This is a genomic window from Mucilaginibacter galii (assembly GCF_014635825.1).
Lineage (GTDB): Bacteria > Bacteroidota > Bacteroidia > Sphingobacteriales > Sphingobacteriaceae > Mucilaginibacter > Mucilaginibacter galii.
Genome location: NZ_BMDO01000001.1, coordinates 677,219 through 696,051, shown reverse-complemented (window position 1 = coordinate 696,051; position 18,833 = coordinate 677,219). Strand labels below are relative to the sequence as shown.

Below are 18,833 nucleotides of genomic sequence, written 5' to 3'. Positions count from 1 at the left end.
CGGGAGGGGAGACTTTTAAAACACAACATGATAACTTGCCTTTCAAAAGCCCTCCCTCCCGGGGAGGGTTTGGGAGGGGCTACCAATTATAAATTATGTTAATAGAAAAAAGTAGAATTGATGAAGCCAATCATCAGTTAAGCAATAAACACCAGCGCCAGTTTGATTATGTGGCTGCCGACGTTAAAAATTTGGATGAAGTGATCCAAAAGATACAGGCTTTCAATATCGCTATTCCAAGCTGGGCTTTAGGTACAGGTGGTACACGTTTCGGCCGTTTTTCGGGCGGTGGCGAGCCCCGTACTTTAGAAGAAAAAATTGAGGATGTAGGTGCTATCCACGCGCTAAACAAATCAAGTAATTCTATTTCCCTACACATTCCGTGGGATATCCCATCAAATGCAGACGCTATAAAAGCAGTAGCCGCACATCACGGTTTACGTTTTGATGCTGTAAACTCTAACACTTTTCAGGATCAAAAAGACCAAAGCTTAAGCTACAAATTCGGTTCGTTGCATCACTCAGATAAAGCAGTGCGCAAGCAAGCGGTTGAACACAATATCGAAGTTATAAAATACGGTGTTGAGTTAGGTTCAAATGCATTGTCTGTTTGGCTGGCCGATGGTTCAAGCTTTCCGGGTCAGTTAAACTTCCGTAACGCTTTCCAAAATACTTTAGAGAGCTTACAGGAAATTTATGCTGCTTTACCTCAAGACTGGAAAGTTTGGGTAGAGTACAAACCTTACGAGCCATACTTCTATTCAACCACCATTGGCGATTGGGGACAATCGTTATTGTTAGCCAATAAATTAGGCCCTAAAGCTTCTACTCTGGTAGATTTAGGTCATCACTTGCCTAACACCAACATTGAGCAAATTGTATCATTATTGCTGATGGAAGGCAAATTAGCCGGTTTCCACTTCAACGATTCTAAATACGGTGATGATGATTTAACTGTAGGCAGCATTAACCCTTACCAATTATTCCTCATTTTTAATGAACTGGTGGAAGGTATGGATGCCCGCGGCATGGCTCATGCAACCAGTATTGGTTGGATGATCGACGCATCGCACAACGTGAAAGACCCGATTGAAGATCTATTACAATCGGTAGAAGCCATCAAAATTGCTTACGCTCAGGCTTTATTAGTCGATACCGCTGCTCTGAAACAAGCTCAAGAATCAAATGATGCTGTTGCCGCACAGGAGATTTTGCAGGCTGCTTATCGTACCGACGTTCGCCCGCTGATAGCAGAGGCACGTTTAAGAGAAGGTGGCGCATTAAATCCGCTGGGTGTTTACCGCAGCTTGGATGTACGTAGTAATTTAATTAAAGAACGTGGCCAGAACACCGTAGCCACAGGATTATAGCATGACCAAAACACCCGTAATAGCCGTATTTGATGTAGGTAAAACCAACAAGAAGCTTTTTTTGCTGGATGAGGACTATAACATCGTTTACGAAAAGTCGGCCAGGTTTATTGAAACGTTAGATGAAGATGGCGATGCCTGCGAAAACCTGGAAAGTTTGCAGTTGTCCATTTTTGATTCATTGCATGAAATATACCGTCTTAACGAGTTTGAGATCAAAGCCATTAACTTTTCATCGTACGGGGCAAGCTTAGTATACATTAATGAGCAGGGGCAGCCATTGGCGCCCCTGTATAATTACCTCAAAGCATACCCCGAAGAAATAAGCGAGCAATTTTACCAGTTATACGGCGCTCCTGATAAGATAGCCGCCGAAACGGCATCGCCGGTATTAGGTAACCTTAACTCGGGCATGCAATTGTACCGCATTAAATATCAAAGGCCCGAACTGTTTGAGCAGGTTAAATATGCCTTGCACTTACCCCAGTATTTAAGTTCGCTGGTATCGGGCGCGGCTTATTCTGATATTACCAGCATTGGCTGCCATACCCAGCTTTGGGATTTTACCCAGCAAGAATATCATTCGTGGGTTAAGGCAGAGCATTTGCGTAAAAAGCTGGCACCCATATTTCCTTCTAACCAGGCTTTGGCCATGATCATTGAAGGTAAAAGCTGTGCCGTGGGTATCGGCTTGCACGATAGCTCGGCAGCGTTGATCCCTTATCTTGTAAGTTTCACGGAGCCGTTTGTACTGCTGTCTACCGGTACTTGGTGCATTAGCCTTAATCCGTTCAATGATCAGCCGCTAACGCCCCAAGAGTTGAGTCAGGATTGTTTGGCTTACCTGCAATACCAGGGCAAGCCTGTAAAAGCATCGCGCGTTTTCTCCGGAAACGAGCATGAGCAGGAGGTTAAACGGATAGCTGCCTGGTTTAAGCAAAATGCGGTTAAATACCGTACCATGCCTTACCTGCCCGAGGTTATTGCCAAGCTGAAAGCCGAGCAGCCGCAAGCTACCGCTGTAAAAGATGGTACCGGCCTCATTACTTCAGGATTTTCTAAAAGAGATCTTGCTTCATTTGCTACCGATACCGAGGCCTACCATCAATTGATGCTTGATCTGGCTTCGTTGCAATACCAATCTACACAGTTAGTTTTAGACGGTACCAGCGTAAAAGACATTTATGTAGACGGCGGCTTTGGTAAGAACGAAATTTTTATGAATTTGCTGGCCGATCTGTTCCCTGACGTTAAAGTGTGGGCAGCTTCTGTTGCACAGGCCACGGCCGTGGGTACAGCATTGGCTATTCATAAATCTTGGAATAATAAAGCTTTACCTAACAACCTTATCCAACTTAAACGTTATAATACAGCATCGAATACCGTACATATATGACTGTAGGACTATTTATACCGTGTTATGTTGACCAGTTTTACCCCGGCGCAGCCATAGCAACTTTACAGTTGCTGGAAAAACTGGGAGTAACTGTTGTATACCCACCTAATCAAACCTGCTGTGGCCAGCCAATGGCAAATTCAGGTTTTGAGCATTTAACAGGTGGCTGTAACCGTCTTTTTATCGATAATTTTTCAGGCTTCGATTACATCGTGTCGCCATCAGGCAGTTGCGTGCTGCACATAAGGGAACACCTGCACGATGATAAACAACCCGAGTTAGCTAAAACCATAGCCCACCAGGTATGGGAGCTTACCTCGTTTTTAACCGACGTGCTGAAGGTGGAAAGCCTGCCTGCCCGCTTTCCGCATAAAGTAGGGGTACACCAAAGCTGCCATGGGCAACGAGGACTGCATTTAAGTTCCATGACCGAGTTGGTAGCGCCTAACTTTTCTAAACCGGGCTCGTTGTTAAACATGGTGAAAGACCTAGAATTGGTGGAACTCGACCGCAAGGATGAGTGCTGCGGTTTTGGTGGTACATTTTGCGTGGCCGAAGAAGCCGTATCGGCCAAAATGGGTAAAGACCGCGTGGCCGATCATCTTAAACATGGTGCTGAGTACATTACCGGTGCCGATATGAGCTGCCTCATGCACATGGAAGGAATATTAAAACGGCAGGGCAGTAAAGTAAAAGTGCTGCACATTGCAGAGATATTGAATAGTGAAGGATAAAGTGAGTCCATAGTCTATGGTCGATAGTCCGTAGATAGAAGGGGTTGCTGAGTTTTGGAAATTAAAATGTACTATGGTCAATTGACTATGGACTTAAGACCAAAGACTAATGACTACAGAAACTAAAGATCACGCCGAACTGGCCGAAATATTTAATAAAGACGAAGACCGGGTAGACTGGCATGATGAAACCCTGTGGTGGATACGTGCCAAACGCGATAAAAGCGTGCACCAACTGCCCGAATGGGAGGCTCTGCGCGAAGCCGCCTCAGGTATTAAGCACAATGTGCTGAGCAACCTGAACGCTTACCTGCAGGAGTTTGAATCTGCCGCTAAGGCTAACGGCATTATAGTACACTGGGCGGCCGATGCCAAAGAACATAATGAGATTGTACATGGCCTGCTTGCCGAAAATAAGGTAACGCAGATGGTGAAGAGCAAAAGCATGCTCACCGAGGAATGCCACCTGAATGATTACTTGGCCACTCATGGCATTGAGGTGATCGACTCCGACTTAGGCGAGCGCATTGTGCAGTTAGCCGGCGAAGCCCCAAGCCATATCGTACTTCCCTGTATCCATAAAAAGAAAGAAGAAATAGGCGACCTATTCCACATGTATTTGGGTACGCCCTCTAACATGTCAGACCCGCAGTTTTTAACCGAAACGGCACGTGGCAGCTTGCGTGAAACATTCCTGACCCGTAAAGTTGCATTAACCGGCGTTAACTTTGCCATAGCTGAAACCGGCGAATTTGTAGTGTGCACTAATGAGGGTAACGCCGATATGGGCGCCCATTTGGCCGATGTACATATCGCCTGCATGGGAATAGAAAAGTTGATCCCTAAGCGTGAGCATCTGGGCGTATTTTTGCGCCTGCTTACCCGCAGTGCCACAGGTCAACCCATCACTACCTACAGCAGTCATTTCAAAAAACCACGCGCAGGACAGCAAATGCACCTGGTACTGGTAGATAATGGTAGAAGCATACAATTGGGTCGCGAGGATTTTCGCAACTCGTTAAAGTGCATCCGTTGCGGCGCCTGTATGAACACCTGCCCGGTATACCGCCGCAGTGGTGGCCACAGTTACCATACCGCCGTAGCAGGCCCTATAGGTTCTATTTTAGCACCAAACTTAGACATGCGTAAGTATGCCGATCTGCCTTTTGCTTCCACGCTTTGCGGCTCATGCTCTAACGTTTGCCCGGTCAAAATTGATATTCACGATCAGCTATATAAATGGCGACAGGTACTGGTGAAAGAAGGCTATGCACCAACAGGCAAAAAGATAGCCATGCAGGTAATGGCTAAAACTTTAGCCTCGCCCACGCTGTACCATGCAGCAGGTAAAATGGGTAGGTTAACTATTAAATACGCACCTTTTGCAGTAAGCAATAAGCTTAACCCCTGGTACAAGCAACGCGAAATGCCCTCCTCTCCCGAGCAATCATTTGGAGAGTGGTACGCGAAGAACAGGAAGAAGTAAAATGACTTCTTGGTTCATAGTCGATAGTTCATGGTTTGAAAGTAACACGTAAAGCCAACTATTTTGAACCATCGATTATGAACTAATAACTATGAACTAACAGAATGAGCAGCAGAGAACAAATATTAGCAGCGGTAAAGCAGAACCAGCCCGATTTATTGCCTTTGCCCAACGTAACTCCATTTCAGGAAATTACTTATGAGGATGCTTTGGCGCAATACGAAGCTGTACTTACTGCTATAGGAGGTAAAATGTACCGCGTAAACAGCATGGAGGAGGTGAAAGCTATCATTAAAGGCAGCTACAACTCACTCGAAAAACGAGTGCTGAGCTTGGTACCCGAACTGGACGACATTGCTACCGCAGCTTATGAAATTAACCCTGCTGCGCACCATCTGGCCGATGTAGAACTGGCTATCATTAGTGCCCACTTTGCCGTGGCCGAAAACGGTTCTGTTTGGGTGACCGAAGAACTGCTGGGGCACCGTGCAGTACCTTTCATTTGCCAGCATTTGGCAACTGTGGTAAGTGCTAAAAATATTGAACCCACCATGCACCGGGCCTATACCCGTATAGGTGCCGCTGAGTATGGCTGGGGAGCATTCATTGCAGGCCCATCTAAAACGGCCGATATTGAGCAGTCGCTGGTATTGGGCGCGCATGGGCCGCGCAGTATGACGGTGTTTGTGTTGAATGATTGATTAAATAATTCATTATAATTCAAACTTATCATCTCGAACGATAGTGAGAGATCTTATTGATGCTTGCATGTTGCCTTTTAGCAGGAGTAACAGAATTTATCATTGGCACTCAAAATTATAAAATATGAGGCCAATAAGTTGATATTTGAAGTCCAGCATACAATAATTCCTGCAACTCTTTAGGCATAACTGTTAATTGCCCTACCTTTGGCAGTCTGCGGGTAAGTTCGCGTCAGTTGGCATGTTTGGCGTAAATGGGTTTCAGCATAATCGATGCCTATTTTACCCTTTATTGTTAGCCAACTTAATGGCGTGCCAGTACTGCATTTCTAAATTAGCCGGGAACATTATTTCGGCGGCAGTGTAATCAGCCATTGCTTTAGGCATATTTCCTTTTTTCTACTTGTAAAATCACCGTTGTTATGTGCTGGCAGGCGTGTTGCAGTTTAAGCAGGCGTGCCAGCATGTAAATTATACAATACAACTCATGGGAGTGAAACAGTTTGGCGTTTGCGCAGTTGCACAATAAAGAGACGCTTATGATAATGACGATTACTAAGAATGATAATACTAAGGGACTTTGGCGTACGGTAACTTTACTGATAATTGTGGCGCTGCTACAAGTTTTTTGTAATAATGCCCATGCGCAGGATACAAGCCGCAAAGGCTATACATTATTTAAACCTCTGCCAAAGGCGCTGATGCGTGAGGACATGGAAACTGACCGCCCCAATGTTACCGAAACGCCGCATACCGTAGAGGCAGGTCACTTTCAATACGAGGCCGATCTGTTTAAATTTCAACGTGAACGCACTGAAGATGAGCGGCAGCACAGCTGGCTGGCAAATCAGGCAAATTTAAAATTGGGTATATTGAGGAATACAGCCTTGCAGGTAATTGTACAAACTTACGGCAAGGAAATTAATCATGAAATTACCACCGGCGAAAAGGAGTCGGCATCGGGTTTTGGCGACATTACCGTGCGTATAAAGCAAAGCCTGTATGGCAATTATGATGGTAACTTTAGCATAGCAGTAATGCCTTATATAAAGTTCCCAACCAATACCTACACTGATAATAAAATTTATGAGGAAGGCCTTATGATACCTATGCTGCTCAAACTGCCCCATGAGTGGAAAATAGGGATGCAGCTTGAAGGCGACTATTTAAAAGATGATGAAGCACCTGCCAGGCATGCCGAACTATTGCAATCTGTAACGCTGAGCCATGTGTTATTCAAGAAACTGGAAGTGTTTAGCGAGAGCTTTTACACCTACAATTTTAAAGATCATAAAATGAACAACTTTTTAGATGCGGCGCTGGAATACGAAGTAACACACGACCTGAAGATAGACGTAGGCATTAATTACGGACTGCAAACCATGGCACATAAAGATTATTTTGCCGGTATTGCATTCAGGTATTAAAAATAATACAAAACGCTATGGACACTAAAAAAGTAATAGCAGCGGCTTTAACAAGTACCAGTTTGATGGACCTGTTCAGCGAGGCTGTATCGAAAGTTAAGGGTAGCAATTACAACGAAGCCCAAATCTTAGGTGAGTTACTTAACCGTATCACTCCTTTAAATAAAAAGCAGGCACAGGCGGCAGGGTGGGCCGGACATTATGCAGTAGGTGTGGGCTTTGCAGCCGTTTATGCGGCTTATTTAAAAGAAACCCGCCGTAAACCCATGCTGCTAAACGGCGTAATTTATGGTGCATTAAGCGGATTAGAAGGCGCGGCTATTTGGCGTGCTACATTCAAAGCACACCCTAATCCGCCGGGGGTAGATCTTAAAAATTACTACAGGCAATTAGTGTTAGCACACGTGGTTTTTGGCGTTGCGGCAGCAGCAACCCTGCGTAAAATGGGTAAGTAACCAAGCTTTTACCGAGTAATGCAAACGGATTTTTCTTGCATTTGAATTTTAAAAATCGTCTTTTTACAGGCGGAACGGGTGTTTATCCCTTCCTTGCTACAGGGTTCAAATCCTTAACATCTTTTTAAGATGTTCCTAATAAGCCGGTTGAAAATTCAATTATATATTCCATGTCTGCATTAATTAAACGCATCTTATTATTGGTGTTGAGCATGCCTGTATGCTTAAGCTTTGCACAGCAACGTATTAAAACATCGGTTAATACCAACTGGCAGTTTTACAAAGGCGATATAGCCGGTTATCCTGAAAAAGCCGCTAACGTAAAATGGGAAGCCGTAAACATTCCGCACAGCTGGAACACGGCCGATGTTACCGACGATGAAAAAGGTTACTACCGGGGCACGGGCTGGTATACCAAGGGTTTAAGTATCCCTATGACCTGGCAGGAAAAAGAGGTGAGTCTTTATTTTGAAGGAGCATCGCAAACGGCAGAGGTTTATGTGAATGGCCATAAGGCAGGTTCGCATATTGGCGGTTATACAGCGTTTAATGTGCCTATTAAAAAGTTTTTAAAGTTTGGTGCCGATGCCGTGAACACCGTTGCCATTAAGGTTGACAATAAATACGACGAAAGCATACCACCACTCACGGCCGACTTTACCTTTTTCGGAGGCATTTACCGCGATGTTTATTTGGTAGCCACGGATGCGGTTCATTTTGATACCGATAATAATGCATCTGACGGTGTATTTGTAAGCACGCCTAAGGTGTCGGCCGCAGCAGCCAATGTTAACGTGGCAGGGTCTTTTGTCAACCAATCGGGCAAGGCCAAAACCGTACAGCTAATTACGCAGATTACTGATAAGGAAGGTAAACTTATTATCCAAAAGCAGAGTAAGCTTAAAGCCGGAGCAGGGCAGAAGGTAAATTTTCAGCAGTTAATTACCGGTGTGAATAAGCCAAATTTGTGGTCGCCCGAGAGTCCTTATTTATATAAGGTTACCTCTGTTTTGGTTGATACCGATACTGGTAAGCCGGTAGACGAAGTGAGTAATCCGCTTGGTTTCCGCTGGTTCAATTTTGATGCCGCTAAAGGCTTTTTTTTAAATGGTAAGCATTACAAACTAATGGGCGCCAGTCGTCACCAAGATTATAAAGACATGGCCAACGCCCTGCCCGATGCCATGCATGTGAACGATGTGGAATTACTTAAAAATATGGGTGCCAACTTTTTGCGCGTGGCCCATTACCCGCAAGACCCAGCCGTATTGCAGGCTTGCGATAGACTGGGCATACTGGCATCGGTAGAAACACCCATTGTAAACCAAATTACTGAGAGTGAAGTCTTTGCCCAAAACTGCAAAAACATGCAGGTAGAAATGATCAAGCAAAGCTTTAACCATCCCAGTGTGGTCATTTGGGCTTATATGAACGAGGTATTGCTGCGCCTGCCTTATGCCAGCGAGCCCGAAAAGCGCAAAACTTACCTGCACAGTGTCGCTGCACTGGCTCAGCAACTCGAAGATATTACCCGTAAAGAAGATTCCTCGCGCTATACCATGATTCCTAACCATGGAGCATTTGAACTGTACAACAATGCCGGTTTAACTAAAATTCCCAAAATAGTAGGCTGGAACCTGTACCAAGGCTGGTACGGCGGCGGGTTGGAAGGCTTTGCCAAGTATCTTGACGAGCATCACCGCGTACTGCCGAACACACCCATGATCGTTACTGAATACGGTGCTGATGCCGATCCACGGGTGCATAGCCTGCAGCCGGTACGCTTTGATAAGTCTAATGAGTATGCGGTGCTCTATCATAAGGCATACATCAAAGCCGTAAACGAGCGGCCTTTTGTGATGGGTGCCGCCATATGGAATTTGGCCGATTTTAACTCCGAAACCCGCGCCGAGAGTATGCCCCATATTAACAATAAGGGCATTACCACTATTGACCGACAACCTAAAGACAGCTACCGCCTTTATAAAGCAGCCATGTGGCAGCAGCCTTATGTGGCCATAGCATCCAAGCAATGGACGTTAAGGAGCGGCATTGCTGAAGCCGACGACCGTTTGCAATGCACCCAGCCAGTAGAGGTCTTCAGTAATCAGCCTGAGGTGACCTTGATTGTTAATGGCGTACAATTGAGTACTGCCAAAACGGTAGAGCATGCCGCGTTGTTCAATGTCCCCTTCGTTAACGGCGAAAATAAGTTGCAAGCAACCACCGTAGTGAATGGAAAGACCTATACTGATGAAGCTGTTATCAACTTCAAACTCATCCCGCATACGCTGAAAAGTGAAACGATGCCCTTTACCGAATTGAACGTAAGCCTGGGCGATAAGCGCTACATTGTAGATGAAAAGCTGCAGCAAATTTGGGTACCCGAACAGCCTTACGAGTCAGGTAGCTGGGGTTATATTGGTGGCGAAGTGTATAGCATGAAAGGCAACGGCCGCATACCTTACGGCTCCGACAAGGATATTTTAGGTACGGATAATGACCCAGTGTATGAAACTCAGCGGGTTGGTATAGAGCAGTTTAAGTTGGATGTTCCTGATGGTGCTTACGAAGTTACCCTGCATTTTGCCGAATTGGTGTCTGCCAAAAAGGGGGAGGAGTTGGTTTATAATTTATCATCGGGCAGCAATGCACAGCCAAAAATGGAGGCTGCAGATAGGGCGTTCGATGTCATGATTAATGGAACCACGGTGGTGAGCGACTTGAATAATAAGAACTACCTCGAGCCTGAAAAGGCGTATAGCAGCAAGGTGGTGGTTAATGTAACTGCGGGTAAAGGTATTACTATTGGTTTTAAGCCCGTTACCGGCAAAACCATATTGAATGGCTTGCAGGTACGCAAGGTTTATTGATGCCGCTATTAACTTAAACTTTCTGCATATTAAGCTGTTCTTAATTTAATCAATTATTAGGTTATGGACAATAAGAAAGACATCGGCAGCCCCGACAGAGATCGCATTAATGTGCATGAAGAATACGAATTGCAAGATTGGGCAACATCATTAGGTGTAACCAAAGAGCAAATTAAAGAAGCTGTTGAAGCCGTAGGTACCTCGGCCCAAAAAGTACGCGAATACTTAAAAAAGTAGGAAAAACTTACGAAAAACTTCATTAATCCTCACTTTTCCCTTTTTGCAGTTATGGAAAAAAAAGTAGCCGACTCTTTAGATAAAATTGATGAGAAGCAGGGCCAATCATCTCCCGATGTTGATGTAAAGGAGCTGCTCAAACAGGTGCCAAAATCAAAAATTCCAAGAGGTATGAAACCCATGCTGGCTACTTTGGTGGATGAACCTTTTGATGACCCCGAGTGGCAGTACGAGGTGAAGTGGGACGGCTTTCGCACCATGGCATTTTTAGAGGAGGGCAAGGTGGAGTTGCTGTCGCGCAACAATAAAAGCTTCAGCGAAAAATTTTATCCCATACAGCAATTGTTAGAAAGCTGGGAATTTAACGCCGTGCTCGATGGCGAGATCCTGGTGCTGAACGAAAAAGGTGTATCCAAGTTTGGCGACTTGCAAAACTGGCGCAGCGAAGCCGATGGTGCCCTGGTGTACTACGTGTTCGATATTATGTGGTACGAGGGCAAAAATGTGATGGGCTTACCGCTTAACGAACGACAGGCCATTCTCCAAAGCATTTTGCCTCATGATGATGACCGCGTACGTGTAGGCCAGGTGTTTATAACTAAAGGGAAGGACTTTTACCACGATGCTGAAAAACTGGGGCTGGAAGGCATCATGGCCAAAAAGATCAACAGCGTTTACACGCCCGACCTACGCTCTAACGAATGGTTAAAGATCAAGGTGCATCAGCGGCAGGAGGTCATTATAGCAGGTTATACCAAAAATGAGAATACCACCAAGCTGTTCAGTTCGCTGCTGTTAGGCGTTTACCAGGGTGGAGAATTGCAGTTTGTGGGCAAGGTAGGTACCGGCTTTACCAAAAAGGTACAGGAAGAATTGATGGACGCTTTCAAGCCCTACATCGCCAAAAAGAGCGCTTTCAAGGAGATTCCGGATATCAATAAGCCGTCGCGCTTTCGGCCCGATCCGCCTAAGGCAGAGGCTACCTGGTTAAAACCCGAACTGGTGGGCGAGGTGGCATTCAGCGAAATTACCAACGATGGCATATTTCGCCAGCCATCATTCAAAGGCTTGCGACCCGATAAGGCAGCTACCGAGATAGTACGCGAAATACCGGTACATACGGCTAAAACTATAAAAGCATCGCCTGCCATCCCGAAGGAAGCGCATGCCAGTGCCTTACGCCCGCCGGAGGTTAGAGATAGGGGAACCTTACTTAACCCCAAAGATGCCAGCCAGGTACGCCCGGTTTGCGGTCACGATATTAAATTTAATAACCTGAGCAAAGTGTATTGGCCCGAAGACGGGGTAACCAAGCGCGATATGCTCAATTACTATTACCAGATAGCCGAGTATATTTTGCCTTACCTCAAAGACCGGCCGCTATCGCTCAACCGTTTTCCGGGTGGCATACATGGCCCCAGCTTTTACCAAAAGGATGTTAAGGGCAAGGCTCCTGATTGGGCTATAACTTACCCTTATACCACCAGCGATGGCAAGCACAAAGAATTTTTAGTTGGAGATGATGAAGCCACCTTGTTATGGGCCGCCACTTTGGGCTGTATTGAAATGAACCCTTGGTTTAGCCGCATACAATTGCCCGACAACCCCGACTATTGCGTTATAGACCTCGACCCCGATAAAAACACTTTTGACCAGGTGATAGAGGCGGCACTCAAAGTAAAAGAAGTGCTTGATGCGCTTGGCCTGCTCTCGTACCCTAAAACATCAGGTTCTACAGGGCTACATATTTATATCCCGCTGGCGGCGCAGTACACGTATGACGAGTCGCAGGACTTTGCCCGTAAGCTGGTGCACATTGTGAATGAACAACTGCCCGAGTATACCAGTGTGGAGCGCATGATTGCCAATCGCCATGGTAAAATGTATCTGGACTTTTTACAGAATCGCCCCGGCGCCACCATTGCCGGTCCGTACTCGCTACGCCCAAAACCGGGTGCCACGGTTTCTATGCCCCTGCATTGGGACGAGGTAAAGCCCGGTTTAACTATGAAAGATTTTACCATTTCTAACACCGTTGCCCGGTTAAAAAAAGAAGGAGACCTGTTTAAGGGTGTATTAGGCGAGGGGATTGACTTGGAGAGAACTTTAAAGAAAGCGGATAGCTTGTTTAAGAAGAAATAGATGGATGAATTTAGGTGTTGTCATTTGAAGCGATAGCGAGAAATCTGATACGAGCAGTTTGTAGCCGACCTTTCTTTCGAAGAATATCTCTCGCTATCGTTCGAGATGACAGCTTGGTATTATGTCCCTCTTAGCTTGTCGAAGACTTAGCCAATCGCACGGGTCTTCGATAGGCTCAGACAGACAACACGCCTACATCAGCCGCTATATTGCTAAATATTTTCTATATTTGCACCGGTAATTAATCCCTTTCTTTATGTGATTCATCATTTCTTTCAGGCATAAATAACGCTGTGCTGCTTCGGGCGGTCAGGCAATTATTAACCTTTTAAAGAAATACAGATGGTCACTCTACACGATCTCTCTTATATACATCCCAACAAAGATCTGTTGTTAGCCGGTATTAACCTGGTTATTAACAAAAATGATAAAGCGGCCTTAGTTGGCCATAACGGCACAGGAAAGTCAACCTTATTAAAATTGATAGCAGGCCGGCTTGAGCCTGCATGTGGGCAGGTAAAAACGGAATCGAAGCCTTATTACGTGCCTCAGCACTTTGGCCAGTTTAATAACTTTACCGTTGCGCAAGCCCTGGGTATTGCCCAAAAGTTAAACGCCCTAGAGGCTATTATCAATGGTGACGTAACCGAGGAAAACCTTGTTCTGCTAAACGATGATTGGACCATTGACGAACGCTGCAAAGAAGCTTTGGCTTACTGGGAACTTGATCATATCGATTTGCTACAGCCCATGCAAACCCTTAGCGGCGGGCAAAAAACCAAGGTGTTCCTGGCCGGTATCGCTATCCATCGGCCCGCTATTGTTTTGCTGGATGAGCCGAGCAATCACTTGGATGCGCAAAGCCGAAAGCTGCTTTACCGTTATATTGGCTCCACAAACCAAACTTTTTTAGTAGTTAGTCATGACCGTGCCTTACTTAACCTGCTTAACGTAACTTATGAAATAGGGGAGAGAGGCATTACTGCGTATGGCGGCAATTACGACTTTTACGCGGAACAGAAAGGCGTGGAGAGCGATGCCTTTAACCATGCCTTAAAGAGCAAAGAAAAGTTGTTAAAGAAAGCAAGAGACGTAGAACGCGAGGCTTTAGAGCGGCAGCAAAAGCTGGATGCCCGCGGTAAGAAACTCAAGGAAAAGGCCGGGCTACCTAAAATTTTAATGAACACGCTGAAGAATAATGCGGAGCAGAGCACCTCGCGATTGAAAGGCATTCATGCCGATAAGGTGGGGTCGCTTTCGCAGGAACTGACGCAGTTGCGTGCTGCATTGCCCGATGCCGATAAAATGAAGGTTGATCTTAACCATTCTAAGCTTCATACCGGCAAAGTGCTGGCAACTGCCGTTGGTGTAAATTTTAAGTACAACCATGAATGGCTGTGGCCGCAAAACCTCGATTTTAAAATAACCAGTGGGCAGCGTATTGCCATTAAAGGGCCAAACGGCTCGGGTAAAACTACGCTCATTAAAATGATACTTGGTGCTTTGCAACCGCAGCAAGGAGGGATGGAAAGAGCAGAGGTGAAATCTGTTTATATAGATCAGGATTACTCCTTAATAAACGATGCTTTGACCGTTTATGAGCAGGCTCAGCATTTTAACGCGGGCAACCTGCAGGAGCATGATATTAAGATACGCCTCAACCGCTTCCTGTTTACGCAAGCACATTGGAACAAGCCCTGTAAGGCCTTAAGCGGCGGCGAAAAAATGAGGCTGATGCTTTGTTCGTTAACCATCATGAATCAATCGCCCGATGTGATTGCCTTGGATGAACCTACCAATAACCTGGATATGCAGAATGTGGAGATATTAACCAATGCCATCAATCAATATGAAGGTACGCTGCTGGTGGTATCGCACGATGAATATTTTTTGGAGCAGATTAGGATAACCGATAACCTTATTGTGGCGTAATATGGGGATGGGAAAGTTTGTTGCCTGAAATTGGTCAGTTTTTCTTTACGGAAGACTCGCGTACAACCAGTTCATGAGCCATTACAATGTTGCTTTTGGCGTTTATCTTTTCGGTGAGTTTGTTCAGGAGCGTGCGTGCGGCAAGCTGTCCTATTTTTACACCGTCGTAGTTTACGGTGGTTAGCGAGGGGGTTACCAATTTGCTAATGGGGTCATTATTAAAACCAGCAAAGGCAATATCCCGGGGCACGCTTATTCCCATTTTTTGAAGCGCTTTCATGCAGGTCACCGCAAGAAAATCGTTCACGGTAAATACAGCGTCGGGACGGGCTTTCATGTTCATAATATAATTAGCCGCTTCAACTCCGTATTCGGGGTTAAGGTCTGTTACAAGTACAAGGTCTTTGTTAAAGGCAATATTTGAATCTTGCAGGGCCTGTTTATAACCGGCAAGGCGGTCGGCGTATACATCACGGCGCTGGCTGGCCGTAATGTGTAAAATGCGTTTATAGCCTTGCCTAATTAAATGCATGGTCATCTCATAGGCCGCTTTAAAATTATCTATTTTCACATGATCATATTCGCCATTAATGGGCGTGCGGTCAAAAAATACCACAGGTACGCCCTGGTTTATCAATTCGTCAAAATGCCTGGTGGTATCGTTATCATAGCACAGCGAAACCAGTAGGCCGTCTACCCGGTTTTTTAACATGGCTTTGGTTGCCTTAATTTCTGCAGCTACAGATTCATGACTCTGGCTAATGATCATGTGATAGCCGGCCATATTAAGGCTCTTTTCAATACCCGCAAGGGTTTCGGCTAAAAAGTGACTGTTGAGCCTGTGTACAATAACGCCTATCATCTTGCTCTGCTTCTTTCTTAAATTGCTTGCAAAGTTGTTAGAACTGTAGCCCATGTTACTCGCCGCATTCAGGATCTTTTCGCGCGTGTCAGACTTTACGTCAACGTTACCTGTGAGCGCCCTGCTTACGGTAGCCGCAGAAATGTTTAACGTTTTGGCTATATCGTAAATAGTAACTTGTTTAGCTTTCTTGATCATAGGTTGGTTAACTTGCTCTTTAAAGCATTTATATTGGCTATGTAAAGTAGTATTTATTTTACAATAAAAGGGGCAAGCTCAGTAATGAACTTGCCCCGTTAAGGATAATGGTGATAAGGTTTATTTTAATCCCTGGATAAAGCCTGAGAAGGTGACTTTCTTTTTAAAGTTCTTGTCAAATAATAGCGGTACATCCGGTGCGGCAGCGGTGTTTAACCAGCTGTCTGTATCGGCTACGCCCCAAACGGTTATGCCATAACGCTGTGCGGCAGGTACGTTTTTAAGGTACGACTGTACAATGTATTTATACATATCGGCCTGTAAGCTGGGTATAGTAACGCTGGGAACGTAAGTAGCCGAGCGTGCGGTGTTGGCAATAACATCCAGCTCCGAAATACGGATCTTTAAACCTGTAGAAGCCAGGGTTTTAAAAGCATAATCAATACCTGTACGGGTGGTGTTATAGGCTACATGCATTTGTGTGCCCAAGCCATCTACCAACGCACCTTTAGAATTGATGAACATAACCAGCGCTTTCATCGAATCTACTTTAGCTTTTGAGGTTTCGAGGTTATAATCATTAATGAATCTTAACGCGGTTGGATCAGCTGCTTTAGCATACTGAAATGCTTTCAGGATGTAGTTATTATTGTCATACTTAGTACCAATGTACGGGCCGTATAAAAACTCGTTAGTGGTATTGGCTGTTGGTATGGTGTAATTGGTATTGGTACGCAATTGTCCATTGTTTACAAAGGCCTCGTTCACTACATCCCAGGCTTTAATTTTACCTGCATAACGTTGCATGGTGGTGGTAATGTAACGTTTCATCTCGTTTTCAATAGCGGCAGCTTTTTGAGCCGGAGTTTGTTCAACGCTTCCGCTGCCCACGGCCGGGCCGGTTACGGTCACATCATCAACAAAATAAGTATTGGCAACGTACCCCATATCAAAGTACACGCGGGTTTGTGCATCCTTAGCCGGGAAGGTAAAGGTGTACGGAGCCCAATCGGTAGTAATGTTATAGTCGGCAGAGTATTGCGCGGTGGTGCCTGTTGAAATACGCATTCTGCCGCCGGCTGACGCTGCTTTCATGTAAAACGTCATGGTATAGTTAGTACCCACCGTAGTGTTAAACAGGTCGCTTGTTATTTGTACCTGGTAAGGCTGAACGGGTGCAGCTACGGCAACCTTGAGCGCTCTTGTACCACTGCGCACTTCGTTAGCAGCAGTAGTTGATGAAAACGAGGCGGGGCTATTATAAACCGACCAGTTGCTTATGGTTGTACCACTTACGGTTTCAAAACCGCCGTTAACCAGCACATTGGTTAATACTGGCGCAGTAACAATAGGTGCAATTAACGAGTTTAAATACGTAGCACTTTGTTGCGAGTGCCAAACCAGGGTATGGCCAAACACTTGCAGGCCGTTATTTGCACAAATGTTATACAAATTATCGGCCGTGGTATAATTGTAAGTTCCGTTAGTTGATACTACCGAACCTTCTTTGAGTTCGTTGCCAAAAGTAATGTTATTTGCTTGTGCTTTTACCGTAGCCAGGTAAGGGCTACCCGCCAGCATAGAATTGGCCGTTATGGCCATACCCATATTAGGGAAGCTTGCAGCGGTTAAGGCTTTAAGCGTACCAATACTATCGGCAGGGTTTACGTTACCGGTGGTAGTAACCAAAGGCACATCGGGTACGGTTATATCATCGTAGTTCTCTTTTTTACAAGAGGTGGCATATATCAGTAGTAATCCTGTAGCGGCAAAGCGCAGCGGATGTAATATTTTTTTCATAAATTTTTATTTGAAAATTAAGTTGAGCGTCGCCCTCGCGGCAGCGTTCAACAATCAATTATAAATTACATAATCCCTAAATCGTCAACCCACCAGGTAAGCGGCGGGGCACCGCCTGCTTCTTGGATGGCAATTTCGGTGATCACTTTAACGCCGGTGAACGAGCTTAGAGGTACTGTAATGTCTACGTATTTGCCGCCCACTATAGTGGCCTGAACAGAGGTATTAAAGTTACCATTCACATATACCTGCACCTTTTTTCCATCTGATGCAGCATCGCCATAAAGTGAATATTTGATGGATGTAGCACCCAGGGCACTTACATCCAAACCATTGCCATTGGCATCTTTGTAAGTCATTACAAAACCTCCGTACGCTCCTGTAGCTGTGATTTTGATAGCTGCCTGGCCTCTTTTTGTATGCTCTTTATTAGCCAGATCGCGGTCGGTGTTGTAGCCGCCTGCTGCCCAGTTCGCGGCAAACTTATCATCATAGATCAAAGCCTTAAAAGCCGGGGCAGGTATACCGAACGAATCGATAGATTTGGTGGTACCACCCGGGGTAGTTACATAAATAAATGCATTTTGCACACCAGCGGGCACTTTAACCTGAATTTGGGTTTTAGTTGGCGTACCTTGTATTTGCCCCGGAATGTCGTTAAAACGTACCACGGTGGCGTTATCTAGATTAGTACCTGTAATGGTTATAACATCGCCTGCACTGCCTGCCGCTGGTGTAAAGCTGGTAATAATGGCCGGTGGTTGAATTACAGAAAAATCGAAGTTTACCGTACCATGCGCCGTAGTAATAACCAGTTTGTTAGGCTGTGTGCTTCCGTAAGGCACATTATTGGGCACTGTTAAAATGATGCTGTTATCGGTTATTAATCCTGGGTTAAAATAAATGGAAATACCATTTAATACCACGGTTTTAGTAGTAAGCAGGTTGCTGCCCAGTATGGCGTATTGAGTATTAAGGCGTCCGGCAGTTACGGTAGAGTCAAAAGCCCTAAGGCGGGTTTGATCGTACACGCTTATTGAATCGAGCGTAATGGTATGAATTACATCTCTTACCGTATCTGTTTTACTGAGCAGGCGTACACGGGTAACCGTTGGCGCGCCCTTGCCGCCCTCCTCATTTTTTTTACAGGAGGCCAAACCTGCTACCATCAATACCGATAGCAGGAGGCTGAAAAGTTTTAAATTAAGTTTCATTATCTT

14 protein-coding genes are annotated in these 18,833 nt (G+C 45.3%); 11 read left to right on the top strand and 3 right to left on the bottom strand.

What is annotated here, in order from left to right; translation table 11 throughout:
- Window positions 1-95: 95 nt before the first annotated feature.
- The 11 genes from IEV61_RS03000 (at window position 96) to IEV61_RS02950 (ending at window position 14,753) form a co-directional block, all read left to right on the top strand.
- Window positions 96-1,370, top strand: coding sequence for a sugar isomerase (locus IEV61_RS03000; RefSeq protein ID WP_188413632.1), 1,275 nt, complete (start codon window positions 96-98; stop codon window positions 1,368-1,370).
- 1 nt (window position 1,371) lies between these two features.
- Complete coding sequence (locus tag IEV61_RS02995; RefSeq protein ID WP_188413631.1) at window positions 1,372-2,766, top strand: FGGY-family carbohydrate kinase; 1,395 nt, start codon at window positions 1,372-1,374, stop codon at window positions 2,764-2,766.
- Window positions 2,763-3,500 carry a (Fe-S)-binding protein gene (locus IEV61_RS02990; protein ID WP_188413629.1) on the top strand — a complete coding sequence of 246 codons (738 nt, stop codon included), beginning with the start codon at window positions 2,763-2,765 and terminating at the stop codon, window positions 3,498-3,500. Before IEV61_RS02995 ends, IEV61_RS02990 begins: the two co-directional genes overlap by 4 nt.
- Window positions 3,501-3,609: 109 nt before the next feature.
- The gene (locus IEV61_RS02985) at window positions 3,610-4,986 is read left to right on the top strand and encodes a lactate utilization protein B (RefSeq protein ID WP_188413627.1); all 1,377 of its coding nucleotides are present in this window, start codon (window positions 3,610-3,612) and stop codon (window positions 4,984-4,986) included.
- A 104-nt stretch (window positions 4,987-5,090) separates the two neighbouring features.
- Window positions 5,091-5,687 carry a LutC/YkgG family protein gene (locus IEV61_RS02980; protein ID WP_188413625.1) on the top strand — a complete coding sequence of 199 codons (597 nt, stop codon included), beginning with the start codon at window positions 5,091-5,093 and terminating at the stop codon, window positions 5,685-5,687.
- Between the two features lie 545 nt (window positions 5,688-6,232).
- Window positions 6,233-7,114, top strand: a complete 882-nt coding sequence (locus IEV61_RS02975; RefSeq protein ID WP_188413623.1) for a transporter — start codon at window positions 6,233-6,235, stop codon at window positions 7,112-7,114.
- A 17-nt stretch (window positions 7,115-7,131) separates the two neighbouring features.
- The gene (locus tag IEV61_RS02970; RefSeq protein WP_188413621.1) at window positions 7,132-7,569 is read left to right on the top strand and encodes a hypothetical protein; all 438 of its coding nucleotides are present in this window, start codon (window positions 7,132-7,134) and stop codon (window positions 7,567-7,569) included.
- Window positions 7,570-7,739: 170 nt separating this feature from the next.
- Window positions 7,740-10,442 carry a glycoside hydrolase family 2 TIM barrel-domain containing protein gene (locus IEV61_RS02965; protein ID WP_188413619.1) on the top strand — a complete coding sequence of 901 codons (2,703 nt, stop codon included), beginning with the start codon at window positions 7,740-7,742 and terminating at the stop codon, window positions 10,440-10,442.
- A 63-nt stretch (window positions 10,443-10,505) separates the two neighbouring features.
- On the top strand, window positions 10,506-10,679 hold the full coding sequence (locus tag IEV61_RS02960) for a DUF3606 domain-containing protein (RefSeq protein ID WP_188413617.1): 174 nt from the start codon (window positions 10,506-10,508) through the stop codon (window positions 10,677-10,679).
- A 51-nt stretch (window positions 10,680-10,730) separates the two neighbouring features.
- Window positions 10,731-12,821 (top strand): DNA ligase D, encoded by a 2,091-nt coding sequence (ligD, locus tag IEV61_RS02955; RefSeq protein WP_188413615.1) that lies wholly within the window; start codon window positions 10,731-10,733, stop codon window positions 12,819-12,821.
- Between the two features lie 342 nt (window positions 12,822-13,163).
- Window positions 13,164-14,753 (top strand): ABC-F family ATP-binding cassette domain-containing protein, encoded by a 1,590-nt coding sequence (locus IEV61_RS02950; RefSeq protein ID WP_188413613.1) that lies wholly within the window; start codon window positions 13,164-13,166, stop codon window positions 14,751-14,753.
- A 34-nt stretch (window positions 14,754-14,787) separates the two neighbouring features.
- Here the strand turns inward: IEV61_RS02950 and IEV61_RS02945 are convergent, their stop codons facing one another.
- The 3 genes from IEV61_RS02945 to IEV61_RS02935 all read right to left on the bottom strand — a co-directional run bounded on the left by IEV61_RS02945 (window position 14,788) and on the right by IEV61_RS02935 (window position 18,827).
- Entirely contained in the window at window positions 14,788-15,813 is a 1,026-nt protein-coding gene (locus tag IEV61_RS02945; protein WP_188413612.1) for a LacI family DNA-binding transcriptional regulator, read from the bottom strand.
- 120 nt (window positions 15,814-15,933) lie between these two features.
- On the bottom strand, window positions 15,934-17,613 hold the full coding sequence (locus IEV61_RS02940; protein ID WP_188413610.1) for an endo-1,4-beta-xylanase: 1,680 nt from the start codon (window positions 17,611-17,613) through the stop codon (window positions 15,934-15,936).
- A gap of 65 nt (window positions 17,614-17,678) precedes the next feature.
- Window positions 17,679-18,827, bottom strand: coding sequence for an IPT/TIG domain-containing protein (locus tag IEV61_RS02935; RefSeq protein ID WP_188413608.1), 1,149 nt, complete (start codon window positions 18,825-18,827; stop codon window positions 17,679-17,681).
- Between the last annotated feature and the right edge of the window lie 6 nt (window positions 18,828-18,833).